The sequence below is a fragment of the Pseudomonas sp. SZ40 genome (assembly GCF_052958135.1).
In genome coordinates this window covers 146640-158668 of record NZ_JBQWIF010000007.1, presented here as the reverse complement: position 1 = coordinate 158668, position 12029 = coordinate 146640, and the positions used below count along the sequence as shown (strand labels likewise).

Genomic DNA, 12029 nt, shown 5'->3' with positions numbered 1-12029 from the left:
AGAAAAGGAGATGGAAGGATGAGTTTTGGTCCCCTGGTCAGCAGCGAATGGCTCGCCCGCGAGGGCGATGCTGAAGACGTGGTGCTCTTCGATGCCAGCACCTACCTGCCCAATGAACCGAAGAACGGCCACGAGGAGTACCTCAAGGCGCATATACCCGGCGCGCGCTTCTTCGATATCGACGCCTTTTCCGACCCCGACACACCACTGCCCCATACCGTGCCATCCCAGGGCCGCTTCGCCCGCCTGATCGGCGCGCAGGGCGTAGACAACAGCAGTCGCGTGGTGGTTTACGATCAGAAAGGGCTGTTCTCCGCCGCCCGTGCCTGGTGGCTGTTTCGCTACTTCGGTCACGAGCGGGTCGCCGTGCTCGATGGCGGGCTGCCCAAATGGCTGGCCGAAGGCCGCCCCAGCGAAACAGGCGAACCGGCCACCGCCACTCAGCGAGTCTTCGAGACCAACGTGCATACTCGCAGGCTAAAGGGCCTGGGCGACGTACTCGAAGCCATCGATCATCAGGACACCCTGATTCTCGACGCTCGCGCTGCCAACCGTTTCGATGGCAGTACCGCAGAAGCCCGCCCGGGGGTTGCCTCTGGCCATATCCCGGGCAGCCACAACCTGCCCTACAGCCGGCTGTTGCGCAGTGACCACACCCTGCTGCCAGCCGACGCGCTGCGTGCACTGTTCGCCGAGGCCGGCGTCGATGGCAAAAAACCGGTGATCACCAGTTGCGGTAGCGGCGTAACGGCCGCGGTATTGCTGCTAGGTCTGGAAATTGCCGGCCTGCCGGAAGCCGCACTGTATGACGGCTCCTGGACAGAATGGGGCAGCCGCCAGGACACGCCCAAAGCGACTGGCGTGGTCTGAAGAAGCCTGGCGCGCGTGTATCCCCGAGGAAGATGCGCGCCAGCGCTGACCTGAACCCGTGCCGATCTGATCGTCTCCCATTCCCGTTTGAATGTGCTTGGCCAATGGAAGACATCGGCCATCACGCGCCGATTGATCGGCACGGCAGGGTTGAGGAACGTCACGCCCAAGAACATCAGGGCAGTACGTTGAAAAGGGTGGACTGCGCACATCCATGTGCAGATAACCCCCATCGAACATTCCCTCGAACAGTCCAGGCACTGACACGCCGGTGACTCAGTCCCGGCTAAACCACCAGACGCATCGCATTGCGTGCCTGGGGAAATCTTCTCCAAGGGACGAGCCCGACGCAAATGAACTAGTGTCAAATCGCGTGATAATTAATTTAAAAAAACCTCTTATGTAATTGATAAAAATGGATTTATCTACGATTTTTCGGTGATTCGAGAGCCTGTAAATCACCTGAGAACTGAAGAACATCCCCTTTGTTGCGATGCATTGGGCGGGCGACACTGTTGCAGGACAGACACTGCCGGCACGAAAAGCATCTAAAAGATGCGATATGTTGGAAAAATCGATTGAAAACCATTCTTTAGACACTGATCACGAGCCGCTTTCCCAACAGGACGTTCGGCCGCTCAGTCACCCGAAAAGAAGCATGATAAAACTAGAAAATACTTCATATAAAACACTCAAATATATGATTTATATAGATTTAAAATCGCAAACAAAAAAGCAAGATCAGCGGAAATAAATCAAAACAGCTATAACGATATCCATTCAAATTCTTTTGAAGAATAAGCCTTTGCTCGTATAACCCTGGTGAACAGGACGCGAAACGAGCACGCCATGCCCTGCACCATCCGATCTCTTCCTGCATCTGCGCTGTACGCCCAACAACTGTTGGCTCAGCAACAGTTGCACAACACTAGGTTGTGCAGAGAAACACCTGCCACTCTCACCAGCTGCCTCAAGGCTCCGCAATCCGTGGTCAATGCTGCTGGTACAGCTCTTGCTGTCTGCATGTGCCGCCCTCTTCACGGGGCCCTGTCACAGGACGCGTACATGATTGCTCGCCGCACCACCCCCAGGACCCAACGCAGGCCGTCAGCGGTCTCGCCCCACGCCTCCCGGCACCAGCACCGATGCCCGACCCGCCATGAGCAGGAGGCTGCCGGATGAATGTCTTCTGGTTTCTGCCGACCCATGGCGATGGTCACTTTCTCGGTACCAGTCAGGGCGCACGCCCGGTAAGCCTCAACTACCTCAAGCAGATCGCCCAGGCAGCCGACGGCCTGGGCTATTACGGCGTGCTGATTCCAACCGGTCGTTCCTGCGAAGACTCATGGGTGGTCGCCTCGGCCCTGGCACCCATGACGGAGCGCCTGCGCTATCTGGTCGCGATCCGCCCCGGGATCATTTCGCCCACTGTCTCGGCGCGCATGACCGCGACCCTCGATCGTCTATCGGGCGGGCGCCTGCTGATCAACGTCGTCACTGGCGGAGACCCGGATGAGAATCGCGGCGACGGCATTCACCTGAGCCATGCCGAGCGCTACGAAGTCACCGACGAATTCCTGCGTATCTGGCGTCGCGTGCTGCAAGGGGAAGCCGTGGATTTCGACGGCAAGCACCTCAAGGTCGATAACGCCAAAGCCCTCTATCCACCGCTGCAACGCCCTTACCCACCGCTGTACTTCGGCGGCTCGTCGGAGGCCGCCCACGAACTGGCCGCCGAGCAGCTCGACGTCTACCTGACATGGGGCGAACCACCGGCCGCGGTGGCCGAGAAAATCGCCGACGTGCGGGCCCGCGCCGCCAAGCATGGCCGCACCCTGAAATTCGGTATTCGCCTGCACGTGATCGTGCGGGAAACGGCGGAAGAAGCCTGGGCGGCTGCAGATCGCCTGATCGAACACATCTCGGACGAAACCATCGAGGCCGCGCAGAAGTCTTTCGCGCGTTTCGATTCCGAAGGCCAGCGGCGCATGGCCGCCTTGCATGGCGGGCGCCGCGACAGCCTGGAGATCGCCCCCAATCTCTGGGCGGGCGTCGGCCTGGTGCGTGGCGGCGCCGGCACTGCGCTGGTCGGTGATCCGCAGCAGGTGGCGGCTCGCATCAAGGAGTACGCCGATCTCGGCATCGACAGCTTCATTTTCTCGGGCTACCCCCACCTCGAGGAAGCCTACCGCTTCGCCGAGCTGGTCTTTCCCCTTCTACCAGAGCCCTATGCCAGCCTCGCCGGCCGTGGCATCACCAATCTCACTGGCCCATTCGGCGAAATGATCGCCAACGACGTGCTGCCCAGTACCCAGACCGCGAGGACCAACGCGTGAGCGCCCATCATAAAACTGCAGTTATCAGCCCACTGCAAACCGCGCGAAAGCTGGCGGCCGACTTTGCCGAAACCGCTGTCGAGCGCGACGAAGCCGGTGGTACGCCAAAAGCCGAACGCGACGCCATCCGCCAGAGCGGCCTGCTCGCGCTCAGCATCCCCACTCAGTTCGGCGGCCTGGGTGCCAGCTGGACCGAGACCCTGGGGGTGGTGCGTGAATTCGCCAAGGTCGACAGCTCCATCGCCCATGTCTTCGGCTTCCAGCACCTGATGCTGGCGACCGTGCGCCTGTTCTCCCGCCCGGAACAATGGCAACCCTGGTACGAGCAGACCGCGCGCAAGAACTGGTTCTGGGGCAACGCCCTGAACCCGCTGGACACCCGAACCATCGTCAAGAAGTTCGACGGCTGGCGCGAGTTCTCCGGCAAGAAGAGCTTCTGCTCGGGAGCCACCGACTCGGAAATGCTGATCGCTTCGGCCGTCGACGAGAGTGCCGGGGGCAAACTGCTGATCGCAGCTATCCCCAGTGGCCGTACCGGCATCACCCTGCATGACGACTGGAACAACATGGGCCAGCGGCAGACCGACAGCGGCAGCGCGACCTTCGAGCGGGTGCGCGTCGAAGAAGAGGAGCTGCTGCTCGATCCGGGCCCGCTGAGTACACCGTTCGCCTGTCTCCGGCCACTGATCGCGCAATTGCACTTCTCGCACATCTTTCTCGGCATCGCCGAAGGTGCTCTGGAGGACGCACGCCATTACACCCTCAAGGAGGGTCGCCCGTGGTTCAGATCCAAGGCTCAGCACACCAGCGAGGACCCGTACATCCTGCGCCACTACGGTGAATTCTGGGTTGGCCTGGAAGGCGTACGCCTGCTGGTCGAACGGGCCGCCGCGCAGCTCGACGAGGCCTGGAGCAAGGAGCATGCGCTGAGCGCCGAAGAACGCGCCCGACTGGCCATTTCCATATCCACTGCCAAGGTGGCGGCCAGCCGTACCGGCCTGGATATCTGCAACCGCCTGTTCGAAGTCACCGGCGCTCGCGCCACCCATGCCTCGCTGCGCCTCGATAGACACTGGCGCAACCTGCGCACGCAAACCCTGCACGACCCCGTGGACTACAAGATCCAGGAACTGGGCGACTGGGCTCTCAACCAGACACGCCCCACGCCAACCTTCTACTCATAGGGATAACCATGCAGCTGCTGACGCTTCCTCCCTCCCCCGCACTGGCTACCTCGATTCGGGCAACCGCTCAGGTTTTCGAAGACCCAAAATCGCAGGCGCTGCTCGCCCACTTGCAACAGGTCGCACCCAGCGAGGCAAGCGTCCTGATAATCGGCGAAACCGGTACCGGGAAGGAACTGGTCGCGCGGCACATCCACAACCTCAGCGGCCGGCGCAACGGGCCGTTCATGGCGGTCAACTGCGGCGCCTTCTCCGAGTCGCTGGTCGAGGCCGAATTGTTCGGCCACGAAAAGGGGGCCTTCACCGGCGCCCTGGCCGCCAAGGCCGGCTGGTTCGAGGAGGCCAACGGCGGCACCCTGTTCCTCGACGAGATCGGTGACTTGCCGATGCCCATCCAGGTGAAGCTGCTGCGCGTTCTGCAGGAGCGCGAGGTGGTACGCCTGGGCTCACGCAAAAGCATTCCAATCAACGTCAGGGTGCTGGCGGCCACCAACGTGCAGTTGGAAAAGGCCATCAACGCCGGGCATTTCCGCGAGGATCTGTACTACCGCCTGAATGTCGTCAGCCTGCAACTGCACCCGCTGCGCGAGCGCCCTGGTGACATCCTGCCGCTGACCCGGCACTTCATCACGGCCTACAGCAATCGCCTCGGCTATGGCGAGGTGCGTCTGACCCACGAGGCTCAAACCAAGCTGGTCAATTACAGCTGGCCCGGCAACATCCGTGAGCTGGAGAACGTCATCCACCATACGCTGCTGATCTGCCGCGCCGGGGTGATCGAGCACGACGACCTGCGCCTGTCGAACATGCGTATCGAGCGCCAGGACGGCGCACCACCGGTCGACGAGTCCGCCGATGCCCTGCTGCAGCGCGCGTTCCAGCGGCTGTTCGAGGAGCAGAGCGGCGCCCTGCACGAGAAGGTCGAAGACAGCCTGCTAAGGGCCGCCTACCGTTTCAGCCATTACAACCAGGTACACACCGCCAGCCTGCTTGGGCTGACGCGCAACGTCACCCGGGCCAGGCTGATCGCGATTGGCGAGCTGGTGGTCAACAAACGAAAACCTGCGCAAAGTTCGCAGGGCAACCGGGTCATCAACCTGTCGATCTGACGAACGATGACCATGCCGAGCATGCGATAGAAGAAGGCTGAATCGCCTTCCCCCACGATCGCGTAAAGGATGCATTTCATGAGCCTGGACATATTCTGGTTTCTTCCCACCTCCGGTGACACCCGCTATCTGGGCCACTCCGGGAGCGGCCGCCCCGCCACCAACGCCTACATGAGGCAGATCGCCGTGGCCGCCGATCAGCTTGGCTACGATGGCCTGCTGATCCCAACCGGCGCCAGCTGTCTCGATCCCTGGGTCACGGCGGCAAGTCTGGTGCCGGTGACCCAGCGCATCAAACTGCTGGTGGCGCTGCGTACCTCCTTGGGCAACCCCACCGCCTCGGCCCGCCAGGCGGCCAGCCTCGATCAGGCCAGCGGCGGTCGGCTGCTGCTCAACGTGGTGCCAGGCGGCGACGCCACCGAGCTGGAAGCGGACGGTGTGTTTCTCGATCATGACCAGCGCTACGAGGCTTCAGACGAGTTTCTCGGCATCTGGCGCCAACTGCTGCAAGGCGAGACCGTCGACTTCGACGGCAAGCATCTCAAGGTACGCGGTGCGCAGAACTTCTTCGCGCCGGTACAGACGCCCTACCCGCCCCTGTACTTCGGCGGCTCGTCACCGGCAGCCCACGACCTGGCAGCCAAGCATGTCGACGCCTACCTGACCTGGGGCGAGCCGCCAGCGGCAGTGGCCGAGAAGATTGCCGACGTGCGTGCCCGTGCAGCGGCCTACGGCCGCACCGTGCGCGTCGGCGTACGCCTGCACGTGATCGTGCGCGAGACCGACGCCGCGGCCTGGGCGGCCGCCGACGAGCTGATCAGCCATCTGGACGATGAAACCATCGCCGCCGCGCAGACCAACTACGCCAAGATGGATTCCGAAGGTCAGCGGCGCATGGCGGCCCTGCACGGCGGCCAGCGCGACAAGCTGGAGGTGGCGCCCAACCTGTGGGCTGGCGTTGGACTGGTACGCGGCGGTGCCGGCACTGCGCTGGTCGGCGACCCGCAAACGGTAGCGGCGCGTCTTCAGGAATATGCAGACCTCGGCGTCGACAGCTTCGTGCTCTCCGGCTACCCGCATCTGGAAGAGGCCTACCGCTTCGCCGAACTGGTGTTCCCACTGCTGCCAGGCAAGGGCAAGGTCACCGTCGAGGGTGCTTTCACCGGCGGCGCCTTCGACATTCGTGCTGGCCAAAAGAACGACAACGCAGCCTGATCCGCCCCACATTCGAATAGCCGTGGGCAGCCGCGGCGAGCCGCGGCCGTCGCGCCCACACGGCCCAAACCCGCACTCCGCTTGCCGGGGCGAGCATCAGGCCGCCCCACTGCTCACAGCTGAAAATGCCTCAGTTTGACGCTCAGGCCCGTAGCCAGTTCGGCAAGCGCACGGCTGGCACTGCCCGTTTGATCGGCGCGAACCGCGGACTGAGCAGAGAGGTCACGGATACGTACCAGGTTGCTGTCGACCTCCCGGGCGACTTGAGACTGCTCCTCGCATGCGCTGGCGATCACCGTATTGCGATCATCGATCACCGTTACGGAGCTGGCGATCAGGCTCAATGCATCCTTGGCTGACTGAGCCTGGCCCTTGGTTCGCTGAGCCTGTTCGCTGCTCACTTCCAGGGCCGATACGGTACTCCGAGTGCCCTGCTGAATGTGGCCGATCATGGTTTCGATTTCACGGGTCGACTCACTGGTACGGTGGGCCAGCGCGCGCACCTCATCGGCAACCACCGCAAAGCCGCGGCCAGCATCACCGGCACGGGCGGCCTCGATCGCGGCGTTCAGCGCCAGCAGGTTGGTTTGCTCGGAAACCGAGCGAATGACCTCCAGCACCTTGGTAATTTCCAGTGTTCGAGAAGCCAGAAGCTGAGCCTGCTCGGAGGCGCTGGAGACGTTTTCGGTCAGCTCGATGATGGACCGAACCGTCCGCTCGAGCTCCTCCTCACCGAGCTTCGCCGTACGGGACGAGGCCCTGGATTCCTCTGAAGTCGATACCGCATTGCGCGTGACCTCGTCGACCGCCTGACTCATTTCGGTCACGGCGGTCGCGGCCATCTCGATCTCGCTATTCTGGGTCACCAGGTCAGTGTTGTTGCTCAGCATCAACGCGCTCATTTCCTCGGTGGCCGAGGACAACTGGCTCGCCGCATCGCCGACATGCGTCAGTGTCGAGCGCAGATTGCCACGCATGCGCTCCATGGATTGCAACAGCAGGGCCGCTTCGTCGATGCCCGAGATGTCAGCGCATGTCGGCCGCAGGTCGCCTGCCGCCACGGTCTCGGATACCGCCAGCGCTTGCCCGATGGGTCCGGAAAGGCTCTTGGTCAGACGCCACGCCAGCACCACCGTTACCACCACTGCGATAAGCATCGTGATGAGGGTGATCAGCTTGGCCTTGTCGTACTCGGCAGTGGCATTGGCACTCGATGCCTCCTCGGACGCATCGTTGATCTGTTCGAGCTTGCCCAGCTCATCGACCATGGTTTTCGCAACACTGGCCATCTGCGTCCACGCCAGCTCTCGTCCTGCCTCGCCCTGCCCGGATCTGACCAGCTGATGCACCTGTTCTGCCTGGCCGCCATAGCCCTGGAAGATACGGTCTATGTTGTCGAGCAGCGCGCGCTCATCCGCAGAGGTTATCAAGGGCCGATAAGCTGCCATGGCCTCAGCGAACTCCGCCTTGCGCTGCTTCAGTTCTTCGTAGGCCTCGGTGAGTTGGGCGGCATCGCGCGTGGAGAGCATCTTCATGACATCGAAACGCGTATTGGCAAACGCAAGGGCTATGTCATCGCCAATGGCTATCCCCGGAAGGGCATCGTTTTCGATCTCCAGCCCTTCGCCCCTGATGCTCGCCAACTGCAGCAAGCTGAAACCGCCGAGCCCCAATACCAGCACGACCATGAGCGCGAAGCACAGGAGCGTTCGCTTGGCAATTTTCAACCGTCTCAACATCGCATGCACCCCATAGAGCTAGAAATAAAGCATCGCGTATGCCTTTCCATCTCTATCGGCAGCGGGGTGTAAAGATGAAGCATTTAGCCATTACGACGAACATCGCTGTCGCGTGGTCTGCCACCATTCAGATCGCATGAGCCAGGTGCAGCTCGGTCAGCGCCTCGGCTTTCAGCCGCGACAGCTCACCATTACGGCGGTCACGAGGACGTGGCAGGTTGACGATCAGCTCTTGCCGAATACCGCTGGGGCGATTGCCCATCACCAGTACCCGGTCACTGAGATACAGCGCCTCATCCACGTCGTGGGTCACCACCAGGAGGGCGATGGCATGGTGTTCGGCAAGCTCGAGCAGCAGATCCTGCAGTTTCATTCGGGTGAAGGCATCCACTGCACTGAAGGGTTCGTCGAGCAGCAATACCCGTGGCCGCGAATAGAGCCCGCGAGCCAGGGCGACGCGCTGCGCCATGCCGCCGGAGAGCGCTTTGGGCAGCGCGCTGGCGAAACCCTCCAGGCCCACTTCGGCGATCAGTTGTGCCACTCGCCCACGGTCGTAGTCGCGGTCGTCGGCAAAGCCGATGTTCTGCTCCACCGTGAGCCAGGGCATCAACCGCGGCTCCTGAAACACGAAAGAGACGGCGCCACCCTGCTCGCCGAGCAGCACGCGGCCGGTGTACTCACGCTCCAGGCCTGCGACGATGCGCAGCAAGGTGCTCTTGCCGCAGCCACTGGGGCCCAGCAGGCTGACGATCTCCCGCTCGCGCAGGGATAAAGCGACGTTCTGCAGCACGGTCACGCCAGCGAAGCTCTTGCGCTCCACACGGATATCCAGCAATGACGCAGCCATCTCAAACCTCCTTGCCCGTGAATGCGTCACGCCAACCCAGCAAACGCTGCTCCAGCTTGGCCAGCAGGCCGTCGCTGAGCTTGCCGAGCAAGGCCAGGACGATGATCGAGGCCAGGACGATGTCCGGCCGCGAGGTTTCCCGGCCATCGGTGAGCAGGTAACCGAGCCCCTTGGTGGCGGCGATCAGTTCGGCGGCGACCAGAAACATCCAGGCCAGGCTGAGCCCGCTGCGCAAGCCGGTCATCAGCCCGGGCAACGCAGCCGGCAGAAGAATGCGCGAGACCAGGCGACGCGAGCTGAAGCCATACATCTGGCCCACCTCGACCAGCTTGCGATCAATGTTGCGGATGGCCGCGACGCCGTTGACGTAAACCGGAAAGAACGCGCCGATGGCGATCAGAACGACCTTGGAGGTCTCGTCGATGCCCAGCCAGAGCAACAGCAGCGGTACCCAGGCCAGGCTGGGAATCGCCCGCAGCCCCGCGAAGGTGGGCTCCAGATAGGCTTCCGCCTCACGGCTCAGGCCCACCCAGGCGGCCACCAGCAGGGCCAGCCCGGCGCCGATGGCGAAACCGGCGAATACCCGCGCCAGGCTGGCGCCGATATGCCCCCACAGCGGCCCTTCGGCCAGCTCGTGCAGAGTCAGCACGATCTCGCTGGGGGCCGGCATCTGATAGGACGGAATCCAGCCGATGCGCACCACGATTTCCAGAAACACGATCAGCAGCAGCGGGATGACCAATCCCTTGGCGCGCCGACGCCAGGCACTGGCATCGAACCCCGGTTTCCATGGGGAACTGCGCAAAGCCGGCAGCGACTTGCTCTTGATTGTCATGAAAGACTCCGGTGTCGAAGCGAGATGAACGCAGCGCGGGCCACAGCTAACAGAGGCCCGCGCTGCAACCACGCCTATTTGGCGGCGATGGCCTGCTTGCCGAACGATGGCTCGATGAGTGCGTCCACCACGGCGTTCACGTCGGTACCACGGCGTACCAGTTGCTCTTCGAGCAGGATGGGTGCGGCAGCCTTGAGCGCTGCGATATGCTCAGGGCCGGGCTGGGCGTTGCTGAAGTCGGTGCGCTGCAATTGCAGCTTGGCCACTTCCAGCGGCAGCTTGGCTTCTTCGGAGAGAATCTTGGCGAGTTCCTCGGGGTTGGCGCGGGCCCATTCACGGGCCTTTTCATAGGCGGCCAGCACTTTGTCGATGGCCTGCGGATGCTCCTTGGCGAAGGTCTCGGTGACGCTCACCACGCCGTAGCTGTTGAAGTCGAGGTTGCTATAGAGAATGCGCGAGCCAGCCTGCAGCTGGCTGGCAGCGAGCAGCGGGTCGAGACCGGCCCAGGCATCGACGTCACCCTTTTCCAGGGCAGTGCGGCCGTCCGGGTGCTGCAGATGCACCAGCTCCACGTCGTTCTTGTCGAGGCCGACGGTGGCCAGGCTGCGCAAGGTGAACAGGAACGGATCGGTGCCTTTGGTGGCCGCGATCTTCTTGCCTTTCAAATCCTCCAGGGTCTTGATGGGCGAGTCCTTGCCGACCACCAGTGCGGTCCACTCCGGGCGGCTGGCGACGTAAACGGTCTTGATCGGGCTGCCATTGGCACGGCTCAGCACTGCGGCCAATCCTGCGGTGGAGCCGAAATCCACACCGCCGCTGTTCAGGTACTCGAGAGAGCGGTTGCTGCCCTGGCTGAACACCCAGCTCACCTTGGTATCGGGGCCTACGCTCTCCTCCAGCCAGCCAAAGCGCTTGAGCACCAGGCTGGTCGGTGAGTAGTAAGCGTAGTCGAGCTTCAGCTCCTTGGGCAGGTCTGCCGCCTGCAACGGCGCGGACAGCGTGAAAGCGGTAGCGGCTAAGGCCAGCAGCCGTACGAACGAATTGGCGACACGGGATTGGCGCATGGAATGCTCCTGACAGGGACAGAAGCGGAACGACAGCCGACGCCGCCGAGAAAGCGCCGCTCGGATCCTTTCCGCGATTGAGCAGGACATTGCAGCACTCGTGCCAGCGCCCAGGGCCCAATTTCCGGGGCTTTCAGCGCGCCCTTCTGCCACGCCACGGGCAATGTGTTAATTCGCTGTTGCTCAGCGAACAGTTGCGGCCGGAAACGCCCCCGTCACTCAGGGCCGACCGCTTCAGGCGAAGCGGCGGTGGCACCCGGCAACAGTCGAAATGCTGGACTAGAGTCAGGAGACGTCACGGAGGAAGCAACGCAATGGCCAACAAGAACGACCTGATAAGAGCGCTGAAGATCTACCGAGAAAGAACCGATGACGCCATCGCCGAGCGATACAGGCAGATCAGCCTGGTCAAGGAGCAGTTGAGCGAGCTGATCAGGATGATCAATGTCGATATTTCGGGAGTTGGCGGCCTCGATCTGATCCGCAGCGAAGAACCGCACGCCTTCGATGGCGCGATCGTCGAGCTCGAGTCGCTGAAGATCGTCCTGGCCGGCAACACCGTTGATATCAAACCCGCCATCGTCGACTCGTCTCTGCAGGTGACCGTCAGCAACCTGTCTCCCGAGCATCCATCGCTGATCCTTCGCAAGGAACATGGGCAATGGATCGTCTTTTTGTCGGCCGAGACCTTTCTGTCACAGTTCAGCAATGACTTTCTGCTGAACCATCTCGTTGACCTCGTGAATCGCTCCTAGGGTCGCCAGCACGGGCATCGCTGTCTCGGCATGCCCTCGCACACGCTGCCCGAACTGGTGATAGCGCCTGATCAT

General features: G+C 62.4%; 9 protein-coding genes and 2 pseudogenes. 6 read left to right on the top strand and 5 right to left on the bottom strand.

All coding sequences use genetic code 11. The features are described 5' to 3' along the window. The first annotated feature begins 18 nt into the window (after window positions 1–18). The 5 genes from sseA (at window position 19) to ssuD (ACT9T4_RS08585) (ending at window position 6714) form a co-directional block, all read left to right on the top strand. The gene (sseA, locus tag ACT9T4_RS08605; protein WP_499116479.1) at window positions 19–870 is read left to right on the top strand and encodes a 3-mercaptopyruvate sulfurtransferase; all 852 of its coding nucleotides are present in this window, start codon (window positions 19–21) and stop codon (window positions 868–870) included. Window positions 871–2048: 1178 nt separating this feature from the next. Beyond that, the gene (ssuD, locus tag ACT9T4_RS08600; protein ID WP_179538079.1) at window positions 2049–3206 is read left to right on the top strand and encodes an FMNH2-dependent alkanesulfonate monooxygenase; all 1158 of its coding nucleotides are present in this window, start codon (window positions 2049–2051) and stop codon (window positions 3204–3206) included. After that, on the top strand, window positions 3203–4390 hold the full coding sequence (locus tag ACT9T4_RS08595) for an acyl-CoA dehydrogenase family protein (protein WP_042553683.1): 1188 nt from the start codon (window positions 3203–3205) through the stop codon (window positions 4388–4390). Before ssuD (ACT9T4_RS08600) ends, ACT9T4_RS08595 begins: the two co-directional genes overlap by 4 nt. A gap of 8 nt (window positions 4391–4398) precedes the next feature. Beyond that, on the top strand, window positions 4399–5499 hold the full coding sequence (locus ACT9T4_RS08590) for a sigma-54 interaction domain-containing protein (RefSeq protein WP_042553684.1): 1101 nt from the start codon (window positions 4399–4401) through the stop codon (window positions 5497–5499). Window positions 5500–5577: 78 nt separating this feature from the next. Continuing rightward, window positions 5578–6714 (top strand): FMNH2-dependent alkanesulfonate monooxygenase, encoded by a 1137-nt coding sequence (gene ssuD, locus ACT9T4_RS08585; RefSeq protein WP_179538078.1) that lies wholly within the window; start codon window positions 5578–5580, stop codon window positions 6712–6714. A 113-nt stretch (window positions 6715–6827) separates the two neighbouring features. Here ssuD (ACT9T4_RS08585) and ACT9T4_RS08580 read toward each other — a convergent pair. From ACT9T4_RS08580 to ACT9T4_RS08560, 5 genes and pseudogenes are all read right to left on the bottom strand, one after another. Then, window positions 6828–7424, bottom strand: a pseudogene (locus tag ACT9T4_RS08580) (methyl-accepting chemotaxis protein); the annotation flags it as partial. Between the two features lie 261 nt (window positions 7425–7685). Then, window positions 7686–8402, bottom strand: a pseudogene (locus tag ACT9T4_RS08575) (MCP four helix bundle domain-containing protein); the annotation flags it as partial. Between the two features lie 178 nt (window positions 8403–8580). Further along, window positions 8581–9300 (bottom strand): ABC transporter ATP-binding protein, encoded by a 720-nt coding sequence (locus tag ACT9T4_RS08570; protein WP_499116476.1) that lies wholly within the window; start codon window positions 9298–9300, stop codon window positions 8581–8583. 1 nt (window position 9301) lies between these two features. After that, on the bottom strand, window positions 9302–10135 hold the full coding sequence (locus ACT9T4_RS08565; protein WP_042553688.1) for an ABC transporter permease: 834 nt from the start codon (window positions 10133–10135) through the stop codon (window positions 9302–9304). Window positions 10136–10209: 74 nt separating this feature from the next. Continuing rightward, entirely contained in the window at window positions 10210–11199 is a 990-nt protein-coding gene (locus ACT9T4_RS08560; RefSeq protein WP_499116474.1) for an aliphatic sulfonate ABC transporter substrate-binding protein, read from the bottom strand. 314 nt (window positions 11200–11513) lie between these two features. On the opposite strand from ACT9T4_RS08560, the gene ACT9T4_RS08555 reads away from it, so the two are divergent. Further along, window positions 11514–11954: a hypothetical protein gene (locus tag ACT9T4_RS08555; RefSeq protein WP_499116472.1), complete on the top strand. Its 441-nt coding sequence runs from the start codon at window positions 11514–11516 to the stop codon at window positions 11952–11954. The last annotated feature ends 75 nt before the right edge of the window (window positions 11955–12029 follow it).

Coding starts and splice junctions, on each gene's coding strand:
- ACT9T4_RS08590 (WP_042553684.1), top strand. CDS start 4,399: ATGCAGCTGCTGACGCTTCCTCCCTCCCCCGCACTGGCTACCTCGATT.
- ACT9T4_RS08570 (WP_499116476.1), bottom strand. CDS start 9,300: ATGGCTGCGTCATTGCTGGATATCCGTGTGGAGCGCAAGAGCTTCGCT.
- ssuD (WP_179538079.1), top strand. CDS start 2,049: ATGAATGTCTTCTGGTTTCTGCCGACCCATGGCGATGGTCACTTTCTC.
- ssuD (WP_179538078.1), top strand. CDS start 5,578: ATGAGCCTGGACATATTCTGGTTTCTTCCCACCTCCGGTGACACCCGC.
- ACT9T4_RS08560 (WP_499116474.1), bottom strand. CDS start 11,199: ATGCGCCAATCCCGTGTCGCCAATTCGTTCGTACGGCTGCTGGCCTTA.
- ACT9T4_RS08565 (WP_042553688.1), bottom strand. CDS start 10,135: ATGACAATCAAGAGCAAGTCGCTGCCGGCTTTGCGCAGTTCCCCATGG.
- sseA (WP_499116479.1), top strand. CDS start 19: ATGAGTTTTGGTCCCCTGGTCAGCAGCGAATGGCTCGCCCGCGAGGGC.
- ACT9T4_RS08555 (WP_499116472.1), top strand. CDS start 11,514: ATGGCCAACAAGAACGACCTGATAAGAGCGCTGAAGATCTACCGAGAA.